The sequence below is a fragment of the Nocardia sp. CA-120079 genome, from assembly GCF_050955745.1.
GTDB lineage: Bacteria > Actinomycetota > Actinomycetes > Mycobacteriales > Mycobacteriaceae > Nocardia.
Window position 1 is genome coordinate 3,910,129 of record NZ_CP192088.1, and the last position, 21,825, is coordinate 3,931,953.

17 protein-coding genes are annotated in these 21,825 nt (G+C 65.6%); 4 read left to right on the top strand and 13 right to left on the bottom strand.

Going from position 1 to position 21,825, the window contains the following annotated elements:
- Positions 1–33: 33 nt before the first annotated feature.
- Positions 34–450 (top strand): MarR family winged helix-turn-helix transcriptional regulator, encoded by a 417-nt coding sequence (locus ACQPYR_RS17970; protein WP_433633623.1) that lies wholly within the window; start codon positions 34–36, stop codon positions 448–450.
- Between the two features lie 57 nt (positions 451–507).
- Positions 508–2,214 (top strand): dihydroxy-acid dehydratase, encoded by a 1,707-nt coding sequence (gene ilvD / locus ACQPYR_RS17975; RefSeq protein ID WP_433633625.1) that lies wholly within the window; start codon positions 508–510, stop codon positions 2,212–2,214.
- 134 nt (positions 2,215–2,348) lie between these two features.
- On the opposite strand, the gene ACQPYR_RS17980 is transcribed toward ilvD, so the two are convergent.
- The 6 genes from ACQPYR_RS17980 to ACQPYR_RS18005 all read right to left on the bottom strand — a co-directional run bounded on the left by ACQPYR_RS17980 (position 2,349) and on the right by ACQPYR_RS18005 (position 9,680).
- Positions 2,349–2,594 (bottom strand): hypothetical protein, encoded by a 246-nt coding sequence (locus ACQPYR_RS17980; protein ID WP_433633627.1) that lies wholly within the window; start codon positions 2,592–2,594, stop codon positions 2,349–2,351.
- A 448-nt stretch (positions 2,595–3,042) separates the two neighbouring features.
- Positions 3,043–4,641: a GMC family oxidoreductase gene (locus ACQPYR_RS17985; RefSeq protein ID WP_433633629.1), complete on the bottom strand. Its 1,599-nt coding sequence runs from the start codon at positions 4,639–4,641 to the stop codon at positions 3,043–3,045.
- A 104-nt stretch (positions 4,642–4,745) separates the two neighbouring features.
- Positions 4,746–6,110 (bottom strand): NtaA/DmoA family FMN-dependent monooxygenase, encoded by a 1,365-nt coding sequence (locus ACQPYR_RS17990; protein ID WP_433633631.1) that lies wholly within the window; start codon positions 6,108–6,110, stop codon positions 4,746–4,748.
- A complete protein-coding gene (locus tag ACQPYR_RS17995; RefSeq protein ID WP_433633633.1) occupies positions 6,110–7,177 on the bottom strand; it encodes an LLM class flavin-dependent oxidoreductase in 1,068 nt (355 codons plus the stop codon). Before ACQPYR_RS17995 ends, ACQPYR_RS17990 begins: the two co-directional genes overlap by 1 nt.
- 131 nt (positions 7,178–7,308) lie before the next feature.
- Entirely contained in the window at positions 7,309–8,760 is a 1,452-nt protein-coding gene (locus ACQPYR_RS18000) for an MFS transporter (protein ID WP_433633635.1), read from the bottom strand.
- A gap of 296 nt (positions 8,761–9,056) precedes the next feature.
- Entirely contained in the window at positions 9,057–9,680 is a 624-nt protein-coding gene (locus tag ACQPYR_RS18005; RefSeq protein WP_433633637.1) for a peptide deformylase, read from the bottom strand.
- 166 nt (positions 9,681–9,846) lie between these two features.
- Between ACQPYR_RS18005 and car the strand changes: the two genes are divergently transcribed.
- On the top strand, positions 9,847–13,329 hold the full coding sequence (gene car / locus ACQPYR_RS18010) for a carboxylic acid reductase (RefSeq protein ID WP_433633639.1): 3,483 nt from the start codon (positions 9,847–9,849) through the stop codon (positions 13,327–13,329).
- Here the strand turns inward: car and ACQPYR_RS18015 are convergent, their stop codons facing one another.
- The 7 genes from ACQPYR_RS18015 to ACQPYR_RS18045 all read right to left on the bottom strand — a co-directional run bounded on the left by ACQPYR_RS18015 (position 13,330) and on the right by ACQPYR_RS18045 (position 19,508).
- Complete coding sequence (locus tag ACQPYR_RS18015; RefSeq protein ID WP_433633641.1) at positions 13,330–13,953, bottom strand: TetR/AcrR family transcriptional regulator; 624 nt, start codon at positions 13,951–13,953, stop codon at positions 13,330–13,332.
- A 13-nt stretch (positions 13,954–13,966) separates the two neighbouring features.
- Positions 13,967–14,851: an SDR family oxidoreductase gene (locus tag ACQPYR_RS18020; RefSeq protein ID WP_433633643.1), complete on the bottom strand. Its 885-nt coding sequence runs from the start codon at positions 14,849–14,851 to the stop codon at positions 13,967–13,969.
- The gene (locus ACQPYR_RS18025) at positions 14,848–16,326 is read right to left on the bottom strand and encodes a flavin-containing monooxygenase (RefSeq protein ID WP_433633645.1); all 1,479 of its coding nucleotides are present in this window, start codon (positions 16,324–16,326) and stop codon (positions 14,848–14,850) included. Before ACQPYR_RS18025 ends, ACQPYR_RS18020 begins: the two co-directional genes overlap by 4 nt.
- 84 nt (positions 16,327–16,410) lie before the next feature.
- Positions 16,411–16,743: an acyl-CoA dehydrogenase family protein gene (locus ACQPYR_RS18030; protein WP_433633647.1), complete on the bottom strand. Its 333-nt coding sequence runs from the start codon at positions 16,741–16,743 to the stop codon at positions 16,411–16,413.
- A 10-nt stretch (positions 16,744–16,753) separates the two neighbouring features.
- Positions 16,754–17,047: a YgaP family membrane protein gene (locus ACQPYR_RS18035; RefSeq protein ID WP_433633649.1), complete on the bottom strand. Its 294-nt coding sequence runs from the start codon at positions 17,045–17,047 to the stop codon at positions 16,754–16,756.
- Positions 17,048–17,083: 36 nt separating this feature from the next.
- Positions 17,084–17,347: a metal-sensitive transcriptional regulator gene (locus ACQPYR_RS18040; RefSeq protein WP_433633651.1), complete on the bottom strand. Its 264-nt coding sequence runs from the start codon at positions 17,345–17,347 to the stop codon at positions 17,084–17,086.
- An 88-nt stretch (positions 17,348–17,435) separates the two neighbouring features.
- The gene (locus ACQPYR_RS18045; RefSeq protein ID WP_433635174.1) at positions 17,436–19,508 is read right to left on the bottom strand and encodes an MMPL family transporter; all 2,073 of its coding nucleotides are present in this window, start codon (positions 19,506–19,508) and stop codon (positions 17,436–17,438) included.
- Positions 19,509–19,721: 213 nt separating this feature from the next.
- On the opposite strand from ACQPYR_RS18045, the gene ACQPYR_RS18050 reads away from it, so the two are divergent.
- Positions 19,722–21,350: an FAD-dependent oxidoreductase gene (locus ACQPYR_RS18050; RefSeq protein WP_433633653.1), complete on the top strand. Its 1,629-nt coding sequence runs from the start codon at positions 19,722–19,724 to the stop codon at positions 21,348–21,350.
- The last annotated feature ends 475 nt before the right edge of the window (positions 21,351–21,825 follow it).

Consider the following 21,825-nt stretch of genomic DNA (forward strand, 5'->3'; position numbering starts at 1 on the left):
GGCCGATTGTGCAGCGGGAATATCGGCGGGGTCTTGGTAGAAGCGCGCGGGGTCGTGGATCCGAGTGCTCGGCCACGCCGCGGGCATCGAGGGCGAAGCAGTCGGCGAGCGCGGCTGGCGACGGTAAGGACCACCCTCGCCCAGTGGGACGCCTTGCGCGCCATCGACCGCATTCCCGGTTCCACCGCACGCGCCTTGGCCGAGGAGACATTCCAGAGCGAGCAGGCCTTCGGCACCCTCGCCAACCGGCTCGTGACACGCGGTCTCATCGAACGCACCCCCGGTCGCGGTCGCGCAATCGAGCACCGGTTGACCGTCACAGGCTCGCAGGTCCTGCGCGCCGGTCATCGGGTCGCGAACGAGGTATTGACCGAATCCTTCGCCGCATTGTCCGCCGGCGAACGCGCGACCCTGCTCGATCTGCTCCACCGAATCGGCACGCACGGATAATCACCTTGATCGGCGTGGTCGACGGCGGTGGGGATGCGGGCGGGGAATGATGTGGCCATGGTCAATGATCCGAACGGTCCCGATATCAAGCCGCGTAGTCGCGATGTCACCGATGGTCTGGAGAAGACGGCCGCGCGTGGCATGTTGCGGGCGGTGGGCATGGACGACGGCGACTGGGGCAAGTCGCAGATCGGGGTGGCCTCTTCGTGGAACGAGATCACGCCGTGCAATCTGTCGCTGGACCGGCTCGCCAAGGCTTGCAAGGAGGGGGTGTTCGCGGGCGGCGGGTATCCGATGGAATTCGGGACCATTTCGGTCTCCGACGGCATCTCCATGGGGCATGAGGGCATGCATTTCTCCCTGGTGTCGCGGGAGGTGATCGCCGACAGCGTGGAAACCGTCATGCAGGCCGAGCGGCTCGACGGTTCGGTGCTGCTGGCCGGATGCGATAAATCCTTGCCCGGCATGCTGATGGCGGCGGCGCGACTGAACCTGGCGAGTGTGTTCCTGTACGCCGGCTCGATCCTGCCCGGTATCGCGAAACTCAGCGATGGCAGCGAGCGCGAAGTGACGATCATCGATGCGTTCGAGGCGGTCGGCGCCTGCTCGCGCGGTTTGATGAGTCGCGAGGATGTGGACGCCATCGAACGGGCCATCTGTCCGGGTGAGGGCGCCTGCGGCGGCATGTACACGGCCAACACCATGGCGAGTGCGGCCGAGGCATTGGGTATGTCGCTGCCCGGCAGTGCGGCACCGCCCGCGACCGATCGGCGGCGCGACGGTTACGCGCGGCGCAGCGGTGCGGCGGTGGTGGAATTGCTGCGGCGGGGAATCACGACGGCCGACATTCTCACCAAAGAGGCCTTCGAGAACGCGATCGCGGTGGTCATGGCGTTCGGCGGCTCCACCAATGCCGTACTGCATCTGCTGGCGATCGCCCACGACGCGAAAGTCGATCTGGCACTGGAGGACTTCGCGCGCATCGGCCGCCGGGTGCCGCACCTCGCCGATGTGAAACCCTTCGGGCGACATGTGATGACCGATGTCGACCGGATCGGCGGCGTGCCGGTGATGATGAAGGCGCTGCTCGATGCCGGACTACTGCACGGCGACTGCCTGACCGTTACCGGTCGCACGGTCGCGGAGAACCTCGCCACTATCGCGCCGCCCGATCCCGACGGAAAAGTGGTGCGGGCCATGGCATCTCCGATCCACCCCACCGGTGGCATCACCATCCTCGCCGGATCGCTCGCGCCCGGCGGCGCGGTGGTCAAGTCGGCAGGCTTCGATTCCGACGTATTCACCGGTACGGCACGGGTTTTCGATCGCGAGCGGGCGGCGATGGACGCGCTCGAGGACGGCACGATCACCGCGGGCGATGTGGTGGTCATCCGCTACGAGGGCCCCAAGGGCGGTCCCGGCATGCGCGAGATGCTCGCGATCACCGCGGCCATCAAGGGTGCCGGCCTCGGCAAGGACGTGCTGCTGCTGACCGATGGGCGCTTCTCCGGCGGCACCACCGGTCTCTGCGTCGGCCACGTCGCTCCCGAGGCGGTCGATGCCGGGCCGATCGCTTTCGTCCACGACGGCGACCAGATCCGCCTCGACGTTGCCGCAGGCACCCTCGACCTTCTCATCGCCCCTGAAGAACTCGACCGCCGCCGCGAAGGCTGGAAACCCTTGCCGCCCCGCTACACCCGTGGCGTGCTCGCCAAATACTCGAAGTTGGTCGGCTCGGCGTCCTTCGGTGCGGTCTGCGACTGAAGCAGGAGTATCGGCGGCGCGCTCGCCGAGTATTCGAAGTTGGTTGGTCAGCGTCCTCGGGTGTCGTCTGCGGTTGAAGTCGCCTTCGTCAGCTGCGTGGCGGCGTGCTGCGCGACGCCTGAATTTCCCCTGGCTCAGGGCAATTCGGGAAGGACGGCGATCTCCAGGTGCCGCAGGCGGGTCGGATCGGCGATCACCTCGTAGCCCGCGATCCGGTCGTCCGCGACCGTAACCGCCAGCGCGAGTAGCAGTTTGCCGCGCGGCGCGACAATGATGCCGACCGCGCCGTCGACCAGTGCGAGCGTGGCGACCCGGGAGCGGCGGCGCAGGATAACGGTCTCGCGGGCCACCGCCTGCGCACCCCGCGCGACCGGCCCCATACCCGAGAGCAGCGCGGCCGGATCGGCCGTACGCAGTCATCGCTCTGGTGGGTGTTGTCGTGCTGCTCGGCGCCGCCGCGCTCCCCGAATATCGGCGCGCCGCCGGACGCGCCGCTGTCCTGCTGGGTGTCATTGTCCTTCGTGGTGCTGCCGCACCACTTTTCGGCGGAGACCAGTGGCTCGCCTCGATGACGCAAGCCACTGCGGCACAACACCAATCGGTCAGGCGGGCGCCTTGACATTCGGTGCGGCACAGCACGTTATGCGCACGAGCATGCAATGCGATATTGCATTGCATGCCATTTCGAGCCCGATCTGCGGCACGCACTCCGGGGACCACTGATTCCCTTGCCGCCCGGCACATTCCGCCGCCGCGGAGACTCCCGCGGGCCCGACCGGCTACAAGCCCAATGGTGGTCTATCGAAACCCTATGCCTGCGGCAGCACGCTAACCGTGCTGGATGAACTTGGCCGCCTGCTCACCGATGAACACGCTCGGCGCATGCGTGTGCCCGCGGATCAGCAACGGCATCACCGACGCGTCCGCAACGCGGAGTCCTTGCACCCCACGCACTTCCAGTCGCGGCGTCACGACACTGCCCACATCGGTACCCATCCGGCAGGTGCCGACCGGGTGATACAGGGTGTGCGAGTAGCCGTTCAGTGTCAATTCCATCGCGGCCTCGAGCTCGGCCGGAGCCTGCGGAGGATAGATCAGCGGCCCGAGTGCCGCCTTCAGAGCCGGAGCCGCGGCCAGTTCGGCGCACACGCGCAAACCGGACATGATCGCGGCCCGGTCCGCGCCACCGCTATCGGAGAGATAGCGTGGGTCGATGATCGGTTTGGCGGTGGGATCACCGGAACCCAGCGAGATCCGGCCGCGGCTGTGTGGCCGCAACAGCACCGTCGCCAGCACGACCCCGTGCTCGGTCGGATCCACGAGACCCTCGTAGAAGAACGGTGCGGGCGCGAAAATCAGCTCCAGATCGGGCAATTCGAGATCGGACCGGCTGCGGATGAAGCCGTAGGCCTCACCGACATTGGAGGTGAGCATGCCCCGGTGCCGGATCAGATAATCGAGCAGCTGACGTGGCTTCTCCGCCGTGAACAGCGAATCGGATTCCACGCCGTAGCCGAGCGCCGCAACAAGGTGATCCTGCAGATTGGCGCCCACCTCGGGCGCATTGTGCACAAGCGGAATGTGATGGCGGGCCAGCTCGTCCGCATCGCCGATACCCGAGAGCATGAGCAGCTGCGGACTATTGATCGCACCACCGCAGAGCAACACCTCACGCCTGGCGGACACAGTCTGTGTGACGCCGTCCTTGCGGTACTCCACGCCCGTCGCGCGCGGCCCTCCGGTCGGCGAGGTTTCGAAGATGATCCGCGACGCGAGCGCGTCGGTATAGACGGTGAGATTCGCACGGCGCATCGCGGGCTTCAGATACCCGTCGGCCGTACTCCACCGCCTGCCGCCGCGCTGGGTGACCATGGTCTCACTGAACCCCTCCGGCTGCGGCCGATTCGGTGGCTCCACAAGGAATCCGGATTCCTTGGCCGCGGCCAAATATGCCGCGGTCAAGGCGCGCGGACTGCGCTGCCGCGAAATATGCAGTGGCCCGGTCGCGCCCTCATCCGGATACTGGGCGTCCTCGACTGACTCGATCTTGCGGAACTGCTCTACCGCCGCCGAGAACCCCCACTCGTCTCCGGCCAGCAGTGCCCACTCGTCGTAGTCGGCACGGAATCCGCGCACCCACATCATCGCGTTCATCGACGACGATCCGCCGAACATTTTCCCGCGCGGCCAGTAGATCTGCCGATTCTTCAGCTCGGGCTGCGGTTCGGTGAGGTAGTCCCAATCCACCTCCGAGCGGAACAGCTTGGCGAATGCCGCCGGGATATGGGCGAACTTGTTCTTATCCGGCGGTCCGGCCTCGAGCACCACTACCGAAACATCCGGATCGTCGCTGAGCCGGTTGGCCAGAACCGCGCCGGCCGATCCGGAGCCGACGATCACATAATCCGCGGTAACCCCTGCTTGCACTATCCCACTCCGATCTGCACTGCGTATGGCAAACATACGAGTAAGACGCGGCCTCGGGTTCGGTTTCGGTGACAAACCGGCCATGTTTCGCGTATCGGACCCGGCTATCTGCGCCTGGTCAGCGGCGGTCGCAGCCCGAGATGTTCGCGCAGGGTGGTGCCGGTGTAGGCGGTGCGATAGGACCCGCGCTCCTGCAATTCAGGAATCAGCCAGTCGACGATCTCGTCGAGTCCGGTCGGCACCAGATACGGCGAGATATTGAACCCGTGGGTCGCGCCGTGGCGGACCCAGCGGGTGAGTTCGTCGGCGACCTGGCTCGGTGTCCCGGCGAATCCGGACCGCTGCGAGGTCTCGATGGCGACCTGGCGCAGCGACAGATTCTTGGCCTCGGCCAGCGCCCGCCACTGCCGGGCGATCGCCACCGGATCCTGACCGTCGCGCTGGGCGCCGCGCTCGCCCGAAATCACTCGGGGCTGTGGGTCGTCCGCGGGCAGCGGACCGTCCGGATCGAGATCCGACAGATCGCGACCCCACACCTGCCCGACCAGGGAAAGTGCGGTCTGTCCGGTGAATTGGCCCTCCAGCACCCAGCGCGCCTTCTCCTCGACCTCGGATTCCCGCTCCGCCAAAACGATCTGGGTGCCGGGTAGGATCTTGATGTCATCGGCCGGTCGGCCCGCGCGTTCCAGGCGTGCTCGAATATCGTTCGCGAAGGCGAGCGCGGCGTCGAAATGCGTTCCGTGCCTGGAGAAGATGACCTCCGCGTGGGCCGCTGCGAAGTCGCGACCCACAGCTGAATCACCGGCCTGGAAGATCACCGGATGGCCCTGGGCGCTGCGCGGCAGGGTCGGCGTGATGGAGACTTGGAAGTGCTCGTTGTCGCGGGTCACCGTCTGCACCGAATCCGGTGCGGCCCAATCGGTATCGTGGCGCGAGGTCGCGATCGCATTATCGGCCCAGGCATCCCAGATCTCGCGGGCCGTCCGGATGAATTCGGCCGCGCGCTCGTAGCGCTGCGCGTGGTCGAGGAAACCGCCGCGCCGGAAATTCGCACCGGTCCAGGCATTGTCGGTGGTGACCGCGTTCCAGCCCGCACGGCCGCCGGACAGCAGATCCAGGCTCGCGAGTCGGCGGGCGAGATCGGCGGGTTCGTTGTAGGTGGTGTTCTGCGTGGCGACCAGACCGATCCGGCTGGTGATGCCGGCCAGCGCCGCCAACTGGGCAATGGCGTCGGGACGCCCGGCGATATCGGTATCGAGTAGCTTTCCGTTCTGCTCGCGTAGGCGCAGGCCCTCACCGAGGAAGAATGCGTCGAAGAGTCCGCGCTCGGCCGTGGTGACGATATGCCGGAACGTTTCGAAGTCGATCTGCGAGCCGCTGCTCGAATCCGACCAGATGGTGCTGTGGTTGACGCCCTGGAAGAAAACGCCGAAATGAACCTGTGCGTCGGGGAAAGGAACCTCGGACATCAGTGCTGATCCTTCGCATAGCGGTTGATCGGCCGCTCGAGGCCGAGATTGGCGCGCAGGGTCGAACCCGGCACCGGACGGTGGGCGACATCGGCGCGGAAGAGGGCGGGCAGGACGTGGCGCGCCAGCGCCGGGAGGTCTTCGTCGATAACGGCCGGATGCAGGCGTACGCCGTCGACATGGCGAGCGAGTTCGGTGATGAGACGCACGAGTTCGGTCGGTGAGCCCGAGAACGCCAGGCGCTCGGTGCGATTCGCGGCCGCGTGCTTGCCCAGGTCGGCGAGGCGTTCGGCGGCCGTCACGTGCGGAATATCCAGGGCGACATCGAGTTCCGCGAACACCAGCGCACCGGTGGCCCGCGCGTGGTCCGCGGCGGCGAGGGTCTGAGCGAGGTCGGCTCCGGTGACCAGGATGACGTCGGCATCACCGGTGTCATGCGCGAAGACGACCACCTGCCCCTGCGGCGGCCGCGGCACGATCGCCGGACCCTTCACCGAGAACGTTTCGCCGCTGAAGTCGATGTAGTGCAGCTTGTCTCGATCCAAGAATCGGCTCGCCGCATAGTCGCGCACCACGGCGTCGTCTTCCCACGAATCCCACAGCCGACGCGCGACCTCGATCGAATCTCGTTGTTCGCGTGCGAGTTCCGCCTCAGCTGTGCGTGGCGGTCGTCCCCAGGCGGTGGCGGCTGCGGGATCTGTCGTGGCGATCCACCCGCCGCGCCCGCGCGAGGCGTAATCGAGCGTGGCCAGTTGTGACGAGGTGTGGAACGGCTCCGCGTAGGTGGTCGCGACCGTGGCGACCAGCCCGATGGTGCTGGTTGTCGCCGCGACGAACGAAGCCCGCGTCACCCCGTCGATCCGCCCCGCCGGATGCCCGGTGGGTGGCAGGATCGAATCGTCGAAGGTGGCGAGGGTGAAACCGGCATTCTCGGCGGCGCTCGCCCGTTTGTGCAGCGTATTTCCGGTGAGCAACTGGTCGGGCGCATGTGCGGCCCGCCGCCACGCGGCCGGGTGATATCCCTCGCCATCCAGTTCGATGCCCACCGCGAAGACATTTCCGCTCATTGGTATGACGATCGTCAAACTTGGCCAGCGCCGCCATGATTTGCGTCGCGATGATCCGAATCCGCACCGCCGACGATCGCGATAGCGGTGACCCCGGACTCGCCACCCAGCGAATCCGGGATCGGTTGCACTTACCGCGCGGCGCGGGCAGACAGCGCAGCGGCAACCAAAACGGTGACACCCTCCGCAATGGCGGTGCCGCCCAACGCATGTGCGGCCGAGAGCACCGTACTGCCCATGAGGCCGAGGAATACCGACCCGAAGCAGGCGATCCCGACCACGATGCCGAGCTGCACACTGGTCACCAGAATGCCGCTGGCATCGGCCGCGAGGGCCATCGGAATCCTGGCCAGGGTGCGGGTCATCAGTGGACTGAAGGCCAGGCCGAAACCGATGCCCTGGATCCCGAAGACGACCAGCGGCAGCGGACCGAAGTCGGCGCCGTTGCGCAGCATCATGCCCAACGTCACCATGGTGGCCGCGCCGACCACCAGGCCGAACGGAATCATGTTGGCGTGCAGGCGATGTGGGATACGCTCCCAGTTCAAACTGGCCAGCGCGAAGGTCACGCCCATCGGGATGAACAGCAGACCCGCGTGTAGTGCGGTGTAGCCGAGGGTGCTCTGCAGGTGGATCGCCATGACGAACATCCAGCCACCGAATGTCGCCATGATCGTGAAGAGCGTGCCCGCGGTGAGCGCCAGGCCCGGCGATTTCAGCACCCGCTGCGCGAACAGCGGTTCACCGTCGCGTGCCGCGACCGCCCGCTCTATCGCCACGAACATTCCGACCCCGATCACGCTGGCGCCCAGCATGATCCATGTCCACAGCGGCCAGTTCTGCTCATGCCCCAGCACCAACGGCAACACGAGCAGCAGCACCGAGATGGTGAGCATGGTCAGGCCCGCGAGATCGAGTTTCCGATCGAATCGCGCAGCGGCCGTTGGCAGTACCCGCGGCGCGATCAACAGAAGCACCGCACCGATCGGCACATTCACCAGGAATACGCCGCGCCAGCTACTCCCGAAAAGGTCGGCATTGACGATCAATCCGCCCGCCACCTGACCGACGACCATGCCGCCGGAAATGATCGCCGAGTACGCGCTGAGCGCCTTGGCCCTGGCATTGCCGGTGAAATTCCGCTGGATCATGGTCATGATCTGCGGAATCATCGCGGCCGCCCCCGCGCCCTGCAGAAACCGGAATACGATGAGCGAGAACTCATTCCATGCCAACCCGCAGGCCAGCGAGGCGACGGTGAACACCGCGAGCCCGGTGATGAAGGTATGGCGCTGAGTGAACCGATCACCCAATCGCGCACCGGTCACGAGCAGTACCGCATAGGCGATCACATACCCCGCGACGATCAACTGCAGTGCGGATCCACTGGTATGCAACGAAGTACGAATAGAAGGAATGGCGACATTCACGATCGAGGCGTCGAGTACCGCCATGAACTGCCCGGTGAGCAACACCGCGAGCACCGCGATGGTCCGCCGCGCACCGAACGCGGCGGGTTGAACTGCCGATTCCGCAACGGCCGACGTGGCCGCAGCGTTACCCGGCTGCAAGGTCTGAGTCATGCCATGAGCTTGCAACCGATCCGACACCAGTAACAGGAGTCCGATAACACTGGTACTGGCAACACCTGGATACCGACCGGGGGCCGCTGCGAAGGCCGTCGAAGCGCGGCGAGATGTATACCGACGATATCGCTCGCTCTGCTGCCCGCAGCGTCGCAGGCAGCGGGCGATCCGTTCAGCACCGTTCGGCCGTCGTACTGAGCTGGACCTGCGCTGCTCGCTCGGACAGCGGCTCGAGCCGCTCAGACGTTTGCCGCCGCGCTACGACCGAATGAGTTCGTCGAGGAGTCGCGAATTCAGGGCAAGTCGAAGCCCATGGCCTCCGCCGCGGCCGTAGGGGTCGGTTGGGGCCAGCGGTCGATCAGATTCTGGGTGGAGGTCAGGGAGCGGGTGATGGCGCGATCGATGTAGAGGGTGCCGTCGAGGTGTTCGGTTTCGTGTTGGACGATACGGGCAGGCCAGTCGGAGACTTCCTCGTCCAGCTCGCCGCCGCGTTCGTCTTGGCCGCGCAGGCGCACGCGGGCATGGCGCACGACCACGGCCTGCCAGCCCGGAACGCTCAGGCAGCCCTCGAAGAATGCCGCGGGGGCGTCGCCGATGGGTTCGTAGGTCGGGTTGACCAGAACTCGGAAGGGTAGCGGGACCCGTCCGCGAACCGCGCGCACCTCGTCGGTCACTTCGGCCGGATCCTCCAGCACGGCCAGCCGCAACGGTATCCCGACCTGCGGGGCGGCCAGTCCGACACCCGGCGCGGCTTGCATCGTCTCCCGCATAGCCCGCACCAAGCGGTCCAATTGAGCCTGCGTCAGTTGTCCGTCGTAGCGCGCCGCGGGTGTGCGAAGCACCGGATCGCCCGCGGCGACAATGGAGAGTGGACCACCGAGCAGCGTCTCGACGAGATCGGGAAGCGGGATCGTCATGGTTTCAGCATCGCAAAGCGCCGCGCAGCGCAATGATATGGCCAGGCCCGTTGCCGAATTAGGACCGCCCTGGAATATTTAGCCAGGCTAACGTGTTACTGGATACAGGCGTCTTCAATCTGAACAGAACAACCGACGGTCGACATGCGATCGAAGGAGGCTGGCCATGATTATTGATACGCGGATGGAACAGGTCATGAACCGCATCGCCGACCTGTACGCCACCTATCCGGACATTCGCAACGCGCGACCGAAACCGGAGACTTTCGCCGCGATCCGAGAACCCGGAATGCGGCCATCGCAGATCGTGGCTACGGTCGTGGCGGCCTACGCCGATCGGCCCGCGCTCGGGCACCGGGTCCTCGAACCCGCCACGGACGAGTCCGGGCGGTGCACGCTGCGACCGCTGCCCGAATTCGCCACCATCACTTACGGCGAGATGTGGGCACGCGTCGGTGCGATCGCCGCAGCCTGGCATCACAATCCCGACAACCCCGTCAAAGCGGGTGACTTCATCGCGACACTCGGCTTCACCAGCGGCGACTACACCACGCTCGATCTGGCCTGTCTATATCTCGGCGCGGTCGCCGTGCCGCTGCAGGCCGGTGCGGCACCGAAGCAATTGTCGGCGATCATTGCCGAGACCGAACCATGCATCCTCGCCGCGACCCCCGAAACTCTCACTACCGCAGTGGAATGCGTGCTCGCGGGTCCGACGCCGGAACGCCTCGTGGTCTTCGATTACCACCCCGAGGACGATGATCAGCGCGACGCATTCGAATCCGCCCGCGACCGCTTGGCGAGCACTCCGATAGTGGTGGAATCGCTGGAGTCGGTAGTCGAACGCGGCGGTACCCTGCCGCCCGCGCCGCTGTTCGTACCCGACGACGATGACGCTTTGGAGCTGCTGATCTACACTTCCGGCAGCACCGGAACCCCCAAGGGCGCGATGTACACCAGTCGGTTGGTAACCGCGATGTGGTTGGCCCAGCCGGAAGTCGGGGGGATCGGCCTGAACTACATGCCGATGAGCCATATGGCCGGACGCATGTCGCTCTACGGCGTGCTGGCCCGCGGCGGCACGGCGTATTTCACGGCCAAGAGTGATATATCGACGCTTTTCGAGGATATCGGCCTCGTTCGGCCGACCGAGATGTTCTTCGTGCCACGCGTGTGCGATATGGTTTTCCAGCGCTATCAGAGCGAAATGGCACTTCGCGCCGAACCGGGCATCGACCGCGCCGAACTAGACCGTGCGGTGAAAGCCGAACTGCGCGAGGACTTTCTGGGCGGCCGATTCCTATCACCCATCGTCGGTAGTGCGCCACTGGCCGCCGAGATGAAGACATTCATGGAATCGGTCATCGAGATGGACCTGCACGATGGCTACGGTTCGACGGAGGCGGGCGGCGCCATCATGGTCGACAATGTGATCCACCGTCCACCTGTGCTCGACTACAAGCTGGTGGACGTGCCGGAGCTGGGATATTTCGGTACCGACCAGCCGCATCCGCGCGGTGAGCTGCTGCTGAAGACCAGCACCATGATTCCCGGATACTACAAGCGTCCCGAGGTCAGCGCGGAGATATTCGACGCGGACGGGTTCTACCGGACCGGTGACATCGTGGCCGAACTCGGACCCGATGAACTCGTGTACCTCGACCGTCGCAATAATGTGCTGAAGCTTTCGCAAGGCGAATTCGTCGCGGTCGCACACCTGGAAGCCGTATATGCCAGCAGCCCGCTGCTCGAGCAGATCTTTGTATACGGCAGCAGTGAGCGCGCCTACCTGCTCGCGGTTGTCGTCCCGACCGAAGAGACGCTGCGCAGCGCGGATCCCAAAGCGGCACTGAGTGATTCGCTGCAGCGCATCGCCAAGGAGGCCGATCTGGAGTCGTACGAGATCCCACGCGATTTCCTCATCGAAACCGAACGTTTCACCACCGAAAACGGTCTGCTCTCCGGCATCGGTAAGTTGCTGCGTCCCAAGTTGATCGAGCGCTACGGCGAGCGGCTGCGGCAGCTGTACACCGAACTGGCCGAAGGTCAGGCGAACGAACTGCTCACACTGCGCCGCGACGCCGCCGACCTGCCGGTTCTGGAAACCGTGAGCCGAGCCGCGCAGGCACTGCTCGGTTGTGCCACAACCGATCTACGACCGGATGCGCATTTCACCGATCTGGGCGGCGATTCCCTGTCGGCGCTGTCGTTTTCTAATCTGCTGCGCGATATTTTCGCCGTCGAGGTCCCGGTGGGCGTTATCGTCAGCCCGGCCAACGGATTACGTGAGTTGGCGCAGTATGTCGAATCGGCGCAGGGGTCCGGCGCCGTCCGGCCCACCTTCGCCGCGGTCCATACCCACGGCGGCGTCGCACGTGCGGATGAACTGACACTGGACAAGTTCATCGACGCGCAAACACTGTCCGCCGCAACGACTCTCCCGCACCCGACCGAGACGCAAACGGTGTTGCTGACCGGTGCCAACGGCTACCTCGGCCGCTTCCTGTGCCTGGAATGGCTCGAGCGACTCGACAAGACGGACGGCACACTCATCTGCATCATCCGCGGCAAAGACGCCGCGGCAGCGCGCAAGCGGCTAGACGATGCCTTCGACAGCGGTGATCCGGACCTGCTGCGGCACTACCGCGAGCTGGCGGCCCGCCGCCTCGAAGTGCTGCCCGGTGATATCGGTGAGCCGAATCTCGGTCTGGACGATGTGACGTGGCATCGGCTGGCCGACACCGTCGATCTGATCGTGCATCCCGCCGCGCTGGTCAACCACGTCCTGCCCTACGACCAGCTGTTCGGCCCCAATGTCGTCGGTACCGCTGAACTGATCCGCCTGGCCATCACCACCCGGATCAAGCCCGTCACATATCTGTCCACAGTGGCCGTCGCCGCCCAGATCCAGCCATCGTCCTTCGAGGAGGACGGCGACATCCGCGAAATAAGCCCCACGCGTGCCATCGACGACAGCTACGCCAACGGCTATGGCAACAGCAAATGGGCGGGGGAGGTCCTGCTGCGGGAGGCGCACGATCTGTGCGGACTTCCGGTCGCCGTCTTCCGATCCGATATGATCCTGGCGCACAGCCGATTCGGTGGCCAGCTCAATATTGCGGATATGTTCACCCGGCTGCTGCTGAGTCTGGTGGCCACCGGCATCGCCCCGTACTCCTTCTACGAGACCGATGCCGACGGCAAGCGTCAACGCGCACACTACGACGGGCTGCCCGTCGACTTCACCGCCGAATCGATCACCGCCATCGGCGCCCAGGCACGCACCGATTTCCACACCTTCGATGTCCTCAACCCGCACGACGACGGCATCTCCCTCGACGAATTCGTCGACTGGCTCATCGAATCCGGCCACCCCATCCGCCGGATCGACGACTATCAGGAATGGTTGAGCCGATTCGAAACCGCACTGCGCGGCCTCCCCGAGAAACAGCGCCAGGCCTCGCTGCTACCGCTGCTGCACGCCTATACCCGGCCCGCTCGGCCGAGCCATGGCGCTGTCATCCCGGCAAAGGGGTTCACCGCTGCCGTACAAGCCGCCGAAGTCGGTGTCGAACGAGATATTCCGCATCTGACCCCCGCGCTCATCGACAAGTACGTCAGCGATCTGCGGTTGCGTGGACTGCTGTAGTCAGGTGAGCTCGAGAATGGTGATGGTGAGTCGAGTGGCGTAGTCGACCACCTCGTCGCGATTTGCCTCGACATCGTCGTCGAGCCAATCGAGGAACAGTGCGACGAGTGCGCCGGATATCGCGCTGACCGGCAGCGGAATCCGGCCCGGTGCGGCAGCGAAGCGCGCGGCCCGCGCCGGGGCCAGTTGCGCGGCGACGAGGGTGACGAAGGCGGGGAGCGCGTCGGCGCCGCGTGCCCGCAGGGTGTCATCGGCGAGGGTTTCGCGGAACATGATCCGGCCGCGGCGCGGATCGTCCGCGAAATACTGCGCCGCCGCGTCGAAAGCCGCTCGGGCACGGGCAGTTTCGTCGTCGGGTGCTTCGGCCAGCCGCGTGGTGACGGCGTCGACGAGGCCGTGTGCGGTCTGGTCGTAGATCGCGATGAGCAGGGCTTCGCGATCGGCGAAGTTCTCGTAGAAGTAGCGCAGGCTCAGGCCCGCTGCACGGCACACCGCCCGCATGGTGGTCGCCGCCGCGCCCTCGCCGCCGAGCAGCGCGTAACCGGCGCGCACGAGTTGTTCGCGGCGCTCGGCGGCCCGGCTGGCCATGGTGCTGCCGCGCCAAGTGGTGGCTGACGAAGTCACGGGTTGGATCATGTCATGCGCGGTTGGACTCGCTTCGCTGGCGTTGTTCCAGCTTGCGGAGCAGGACCCGCAGCTGTTCGTCAGTGCTGAGGTACTGATCCATCAGCACATTGACGGCACCGCGCAGCAGGGAGTAGGGCTCCCAGACGCGGGGTGCGATGGTGCGCGGGGCGCGCTGGACGATGCCGTCGGCAACGGCCAGCGCGGCCTGCGCGGCGCTGATGCGCTGGTTGAGCGGCCAGGGCAGCATGGCATCGGCCGCGCGGCCGAATTCGTCGTCGTCGAGTGTGTGGTGGGTCATGGCGGTGTCGACGATGCCGAAATAGGCGACTCCGGCGGTGGCGCCGGATGCGGCGAGCTCGACCCGCAACGCGCGGCCGAGCTGTTCGACCCCGGCCTTGCTGATCATGTACGGGGAGCCGCCCATGCCGGGCGCGAATGCCGCGCAGGAGGAGACCACGACGACGTGGCCGCCAGTGGCGACGATATCGTCGAGGGCCGGTCGTACGGTGTTGAAGACACCGGTCAGATTGACCCCGATGACCCGGTCGAAATCGGCGGGGTCCATCGTGCGCAGGGTGGCGGGCGTGGGGGTGATACCGGCATTGGCGACCACGAGATCGATACGGCCGAAGCGGTCACGGACCGTCGCCATGGCGGCCACCATGCCGTCGCGGTCGGCGACATCGGCGCGCAGTGGAAGGGCGCGTGACCCCAATCGGGATGCGGCGGTGCGTACTTTGTCCTCGTCCAGATCGAGCATGACGACCCGCGCGCGGCGGCGGCACAGGATTTGCGCCAGTTCCGCACCGATGCCGCGTCCTGCGCCGGTGATCACCACCACCTTGTCGGCCACATCGAAGGTGCGATTGGTCGGCAGCAGCCGCAGCAGGTTCATGATGCCTCGATCAGGTAGGCGTCGGAATCGAATCGCATAGTGCGCCTGGCATATTCGAAGCTCCAGTTCGGATACAGCCCGGCGTTGTGGTGGCCGTCGGCGGTCTGATAGTAGCTGCGGCAGCCACCGGTGACCCACACCGTGTCACGGCTGCGCTGCTCCATCTCCTCGACGAAGTCCCGCTGCACCTGCGGTCGCACCTCGATACGGCGAAGTCCGTTGTCGCGCATATGCTTTACCGCTTCCACGATATAGCGGATCTGCGCCTCGATCATGAAGATCGCCGACTGGTTCCCGGCCGCGCCGAACGGGCCGAGGGTGGTGAAGAAGTTCGGAAATCCGGTGACGGTGGTACCCAGATAGCTGCGTGGGCGCTCGCGATACAGCTGAGCGAGTGTGCGGCCCCCGGTGTCGTGGATGGCCTCGAATATCCGTGGCGGCACACCGAAACCGGTGCCCCAGATGATCGTGTCGACCTCGTGTTCGGTGCCGTCCACTGTGACGATCGAGCGCGCCCGGACCTCGGCGATCCCGGCGGTCTCCACCTCGACATTGGGCTTGGACAGCGCGGGATAGTAGGCGTCGGAGAAGATCGCGCGTTTGCAGCCGATCATGTAGTCGGGCGTCAACTTTCGGCGCAGTCGCGGATCGGGAACCTGGCGGCGCAGCTGCAATCGGCCCAGCGCCTCGAACGGATGACGGAACCGCTTGTCCACGAACCCGACCAGTCCGAATCCCTCGATGCCGGTGAAGTATGCGGCGCGGATCGTCTTGCCCAGCAAGGGCATCCGGCGCAAGAGTGTGCGCTCGAGGGTGCTGGTCGCCCAATCCATGCGCGGGACGATCCACGGCGCAGAACGCTGGAAGACCGTGAGCCGTTCCACAACGGGCTGGATCTCCGGAATGAACTGCACTGCGGACGCGCCGGTGCCGATCACCGCGACCCGCTCACCGGTCAGCTCGTGGTCGTGATCCCAGTGCAGGGAATGGAACTGAGTGCCGGTGAAATCCGCGATACCGGGCAGGCGGGGGATCTGCGCCTCGCTGAACGGACCGATCGCCGAAACCAGCACATCGGCGGTCAACGACCCCTGCCCGGTACGGATGCGCCACCGTCCGGCGGCTTCGTCCCACGCGGCGTCGAGTACCGCTGTGCCGTACCGAATATGTTGCGGCACATCGTATTTGTTCGCCACGCCGTGCAAGTAGTCGAGGATCTCCGGCTGGGTGCCGTAACGGCGGGACCAATTCGGGTTCGGGGCGAAGGAATACGAATACAGCATCGAAGGCACGTCGCACGCACAGCCGGGGTAGGTATTGGCGCTCCAGGTGCCACCGAGGTCGGAGCCGCGTTCGAGAATGACGAAGTCGCGGAAACCGGCCTCGCGCAGCTTCACCGCCAATCCGATACCCGCGAACCCGGCGCCGATCACAACGATCGGCACATGGTCTGGTCGCGCCGTCGGCTGATCCATCGGCCCTCCTCCGAACGCGTCCGCGCCCATTAGAATCAGTCGATTCCAATGGAATCAGATGATTCCTTTATGGTTGGTCTTGTGTCAAGGCTGATCGGTGTTGTCGCCATGAATTGCCGGTCCGGGCCTTCTCGGTAGTTCTCCTGCGCTCGTGTGATCCCAAGTCGCGGCAGGATTCATGCCATGTCGCGATCGGCGCTGGTCGAGCTTTTTGCCGAGTACCTGTGCGGCGATGGTGTTCTCGAGCACCTGCATGATGCCGCCGGCGATGGAGGAGACGATGACGTCGCGGAAGCATCGTTCCGGTGGGAAGCCGGTGATGAGGCCGTTGCCGCCGAGGATGTGCATGGGTTTCCAGCACACGTCGCGGCCCATGCCGGCGGCGTGGAGTGCGGGTTCGCCGGTAATCTTGGCCATCAGGTCGGGATCATGGCTTCGGCGATGATGGTGTCGTCGGTGGCGGTGTCGCGGCGGATGACGACGTTGCGGGGGAGCAGCCGGCCGGTTCGCCGGGAACGCCTGCTCGCTGTAGCAGTAGCGTCGCCGGGCACCATCCGACCGCGCTGTAGAACAGTAGGTTCGCGCCCACGAATCCGGTGAGGATCAGCCACCATTGCGAGAACACTGCGGCGAGTGGCGCGCTCATCAATACGATGGCGCCTGCGAGCAATGGCACCACGCGGGGAATCGACCAGCCGTGGTGTCGGGGGAGTTGTGGCATAGGTTGTTATCCGATCATGTTGTGCGCCTTCGGTTGTCAGGCGAGGGTGAGAAAGAGCTTTTCGAGTTCGGCTTCAGTCATGGGGCCGTCGGCGGCGTCGCCGGTGCGGCATTCGCGCAGGCCGGTGGCGACGATTTTGAATCCGGCGCGGTCCAGCGCTTTCGACACCGCCGCGAGCTGGGTGACGACGTCCTTGCAGTCGCGACCCTGTTCGATCATGGAGATCACCCCGGTGAGCTGGCCGTGGGCACGGCGCAGGCGATTGAGTACTTGGGCGATGGTCTCTTCGTCGCCGACCATGATTTGTTCCTTTCCTTTATCAGGTCAACGTGTAATACCCCCAGGGGTATTTCCGGGCTCGGCGTGAGCCGAGCCCGGGACGGCGATATCAGTGGTGGGCGAAGCTGATCGAGGGCAGGACCTTGCCCAGCCAGGCGGGCGACCACCAGGCGGCGTGTCCGGTCAGGCGCAGCAGCACCGGCAGCAGCACCAGACGTACCGCGAACGCATCCAGCAGCACGGCGACACCCAAGATGACGCCCATCTCCTTCGGCGGCAGCGGGTCGGCCAGGGCGAAGGTGAAGAACACCGCCACCATCACCGCGGCCGCGGCGAAGATCACCCGCCCGGAGTGGGCCATGCCGTCGATTTGCGCGGTCTTCGGGTCACTGGAGTGTTCGTAGTGTTCCTTAGCGGTGGCCAGCAGGAACACCGTGTAGTCCATGGCTATCGCGAAGATCATGGCGAAGAAGAACACCGGGCCCCAGCCGTCGAGGAAGCCCTGCGGTGTGAAACCGAGCAGGCCGGCGCCGTGGCCGTCCTGGAAGATCAGCTTCGCGACGCCGAAGGCCGCGGCGGTGGACAGCAGGCTGACCACGGTGCCCAACGCGGCGATCAACGGTGCTTGCAAGGCGATGAGCAGCAGCGCGAATCCCAGCACCAGGATGATCCCGACGATTATCGGCAGGTAATCGTCGAGGGCCTGCTGCAGGTCCAGGTTCTCCGCGGGAGCGCCGCCGACCAGTGCGGCGGACGGCAACCGATCGCGCAGCGTGTCCAGGATTTCGCCCATGCGCGCATCCGACGGATCGACGTTCGGCATAACCTGCAACATCACCAGGCCGCTACCGTCGCTTGCCGGTTGGGCTGGGGTGACCATGCTGATTCCGTCCACGGTCATCGCGGCCGACGCGACCTGTGCGGCCTCATCGGCGGGGGCGATGATCTGCAGCATACCCGGCGCGCCCGCACCCATTTGGGCCTGCACGAGCTCATAGCCTTGGCGCACCGGCGCATCCGAGGGCACGACCTGGATCGAGGGCATCGCCACCTTCAGCCCGAACACCGGAATCGACAAAGCGATCAACACCATCAGCGCGCCGATCGCGAACGGCCACGGCTTGTCGTGCAGCAGTCGGCCCCAAGCCGCGAAGCGGGGGGAACGGTGCTGCTGACGCTTGGCGTGTGGCAGCGCGCCGGCATTGACCTTTGCGCCCAACGCTCCCAGCGCGGCCGGCAGCAGTGTCATGGTGGCGGCCAGTACGAACGCCACCGCGAACATGATCCCGACTGCCATGGTCCGCACCGCCGGTGCCGGCACGATGAGCACCGCGGACAGGCTGACCAGCACCGTAAGCCCCGACAGCACAACGGCTTTGCCCGCGGTGTCCATGGTTTCGGCCACTGCCGCCTTGGCGTTGGGGGCGGTGGTGAGCGCGTCGCGGAAGCGAGCGACGATGAACAGCGCGTAGTCGATGCCCAGCGCCAGGGCGAACATCATGGCGAAGTTCATGGCCCACACCGAGATCGGTGTGATCTGGTTGAGCAGCACCAGCCCGCCCGCCGAGGCCACCAGCCCGGCCAGGGTGAGCAGCAGCGGCAGCCCGGCGGCGACCAGTGACCCGAACGCCAGCACCATGATCGCCAAAGTGACCGGCCAGGAGAACATTTCGGCCTTGATCATGGCGTCGTGATTGGCCTTGTTGAAATCGCTCCACAATGCCGACGCCCCGGTGGGGTAGACCTCGATTCCATTGCCGGACAAGGCTGTCAGCGCATCTATGTGCTCGTCGACGGCCTTGACCATGTCATCGGTGGAGGCGTTCGCGCCCGCGATGAGAATCCCGGTGTGCCCGTCGGGGCTGATCGACATTCCCGGTTGCGGCGCGACAACTTCGCCGAAGCGCGTATCGCCGGCGAAGACGCCGGTGATTTCGGTGAGCACCTTCTGCGCCTGCGGGCTGTCGATCGATGCGGTGTCGGAATGCACCACAACCTGCACCGCCGCCGAGGAGTTACCGCCGAAGTGCTGCTGCGCGAGCTCGCGCACGCGCACCGACTCCGAGCCGTTCGCCTGCCACCCCGCCCCCGCGAGGGAGGTGAACACACTAGGCGCGGCGGCACCGAGAACGATCAAAACCAGAAACCACACACCGAACACGATCCGGGCGCGTCCGGCCATCGCTGCCCCGAGCCTGCCCAATACCCCGCCGGTTCGGACTGGTGGCGAGGTGTCATGTGCCGGGGAAACCGCCAAAGAGTCGGTCGTCACAATTCTCCTTTCATACCCCACGGGGTATATTCGACTTCCGAACCGAAGATACCCCTGGGGGTATATAACTGTGAAGAGTGGCATCCGACACAAGCGATGTCGTGGCCCGCTGGGAGGCGTGGGATGAAAGTTGTGATCGTCGGCGGAGTGGCCGGTGGCATGTCGGCCGCAACCCGGTTACGGCGACTGATGGAGTCGGCGGAGATCGTCGTCATCGAGCGCGGCGACCATGTGTCCTTCGCGAACTGCGGTCTGCCCTACTACGTCGGAGGGGTGATCCCGAAACGGGAATCGCTGCTGCTACAAACGCCCGAGTCGCTGGCATCACGATTCCGATTGGATGTGCGAGTGCGGCACGAAGTAGTGGCGCTCGACCCTGCGGGCCGGACCGTCACCGTGCGCGAACTGGACTCGGGGCGCGAATATGTCGAATCGTTCGATGACTTGGTGCTGAGCACTGGCGCCACCGCTGTCGTGCCGCCGGTCCCTGGTGTCGAGCGCGCCCTGGTGCTGCGCGATGTCGCGGATGTGGACCGACTGGCCGAAGCCGTCGGCGGTGCGCGGTCCGCCGTGGTGGTCGGCACGGGCTTCATCGGTGTGGAGGTTGCGGAGAACCTGGTGCGACGTGGGATTACGACCACGGTGATCGAACGCGGCCTGCAGGTGCTGGGCCCGCTGGATGTCGAGATGGCGGCACCCGTCGCTGCCGAGATGCGCAGGCATGGAGTCCGGCTGGAAGTGGGTGCGGAACTGACGCGCATCGACGCCGACACGGTGACCCTGTCCGACCAGCGAGTCGTCCCGGCCGATCTGGTGGTCATGGCGATCGGGGTGCGCCCGGAAGGTGCTCTCGCCCGCCGGGCCGGCCTCGAAATCGGTTCCGGCGGTGGCATAGTCGTAGACGATCGATTGCGTACCTCGGTGCCGCACATCTACGCCGTCGGCGACGTGGTCGAGAAGAAGGATGCGGTGAGCGGGCAGTCGACGCTGATTCCGCTGGCAAACGCCGCGAATCGGCAGGGGCGGCTGGCCGCCGACGTGATCGCGGGATTGCCGGTCACCGACCCGCCCGCGCAGGGCACCGCGATCCTCGGCGTCTTCGGCCTCACCGCGGCAATGACCGGATGGAGCGAGAAGCGCCTGCATGCCGCGCGCCGCCCGTTCCGGGTACTGCATTCGCATCCGCTCGCCCACGCCGGCTATTACCCCGACGCCCGCGCGATGTCGGTCAAACTGCTCGTCGATCCCGACACCGACCAAATCCTGGGCGCGCAGGCCGTAGGTGCGGACGGCGTCGACAAGCGCATAGACGTGTTGGCAACCGCCATGGCCGGCGGTATCCCGGCCTCCCGGTTGATGGATCTGGAGCTGGCGTACGCGCCCCAGTTCGGCTCGGCGAAAGATCCGGTGAACATGCTCGGCTACATGGCCGACAACATCCGCACCGGTACGCTGCGCACGGTCCAGTGGTATGACATCGACGAGGCGATCGCGATGGGGTCACAGCTGGTCGATGTGCGCTCGCCCGAGGAGTTCGCGGCGGGCTCCATCCCCGGTGCGCTCAATGTCCCCCTGGACGAACTCCGCGAGCGGGCGGCTGAAATCCCGGCCGGTCCGGTACTGGTCTTCTGCCAGGTGGGGCAGCGTGGCAACAGTGCGACGCGGTTGCTGACCCAGCTCGGCCGGGACGCGGTCAACCTCGACGGTGGATATCGAACCTGGCGCGACGCCGTCGCGGACCAGATTCGGTAATCCAAGACAGAGGACCCTTGCCAGAGAGAGGAAACAATAGAATGTGTCAACGAATTGTCTGCCAAAAGTGCGGCAAGCCGGGCTACTCGGGATGCGGCAGTCATGTCGAGCAAGTGCTCGGTGATGTGCCGAAGGGCAAGCGGTGTTCGTGCGCCGAGCAGTCACCGCCGCGTAAGCGCTGGTTTTTCGGCGCTTGACGGCGGCCGGGAATCGTTGCGCTGAACCACAGGAATCAGAAACTGGTGTGGTGATGCCATGCGGTTTGTCGACGGATCCCGCGAAGCTTCGGATCGCTGGCAGGGGTCGGCATCTAGTCCGGCGTACCGAAATCGCTCGCAGCAGCTTGCTGGACCGAACACAACCCGGGCACGGCTGCGCCCGTGGCCGCTGGCCGGCACACACTTTGCTGTTCGATGTGCGGAATCTAGTAGCAAGCTATGTATCACTTATGAGTTCCGCTCCGGATCTGGCCGTG

Coding starts and splice junctions, on each gene's coding strand:
- ilvD (WP_433633625.1), top strand. CDS start 508: ATGGTCAATGATCCGAACGGTCCCGATATCAAGCCGCGTAGTCGCGAT.
- ACQPYR_RS17980 (WP_433633627.1), bottom strand. CDS start 2,594: ATGGGGCCGGTCGCGCGGGGTGCGCAGGCGGTGGCCCGCGAGACCGTT.
- ACQPYR_RS17990 (WP_433633631.1), bottom strand. CDS start 6,110: ATGTCCGAGGTTCCTTTCCCCGACGCACAGGTTCATTTCGGCGTTTTC.
- ACQPYR_RS17995 (WP_433633633.1), bottom strand. CDS start 7,177: ATGAGCGGAAATGTCTTCGCGGTGGGCATCGAACTGGATGGCGAGGGA.
- ACQPYR_RS18000 (WP_433633635.1), bottom strand. CDS start 8,760: ATGACTCAGACCTTGCAGCCGGGTAACGCTGCGGCCACGTCGGCCGTT.
- ACQPYR_RS18005 (WP_433633637.1), bottom strand. CDS start 9,680: ATGACGATCCCGCTTCCCGATCTCGTCGAGACGCTGCTCGGTGGTCCA.
- car (WP_433633639.1), top strand. CDS start 9,847: ATGATTATTGATACGCGGATGGAACAGGTCATGAACCGCATCGCCGAC.
- ACQPYR_RS18020 (WP_433633643.1), bottom strand. CDS start 14,851: ATGAACCTGCTGCGGCTGCTGCCGACCAATCGCACCTTCGATGTGGCC.
- ACQPYR_RS18025 (WP_433633645.1), bottom strand. CDS start 16,326: ATGGATCAGCCGACGGCGCGACCAGACCATGTGCCGATCGTTGTGATC.
- ACQPYR_RS18030 (WP_433633647.1), bottom strand. CDS start 16,743: ATGGCCAAGATTACCGGCGAACCCGCACTCCACGCCGCCGGCATGGGC.
- ACQPYR_RS18035 (WP_433633649.1), bottom strand. CDS start 17,047: ATGCCACAACTCCCCCGACACCACGGCTGGTCGATTCCCCGCGTGGTG.
- ACQPYR_RS18040 (WP_433633651.1), bottom strand. CDS start 17,347: ATGGTCGGCGACGAAGAGACCATCGCCCAAGTACTCAATCGCCTGCGC.
- ACQPYR_RS18045 (WP_433635174.1), bottom strand. CDS start 19,508: ATGGCCGGACGCGCCCGGATCGTGTTCGGTGTGTGGTTTCTGGTTTTG.
- ACQPYR_RS18050 (WP_433633653.1), top strand. CDS start 19,722: ATGAAAGTTGTGATCGTCGGCGGAGTGGCCGGTGGCATGTCGGCCGCA.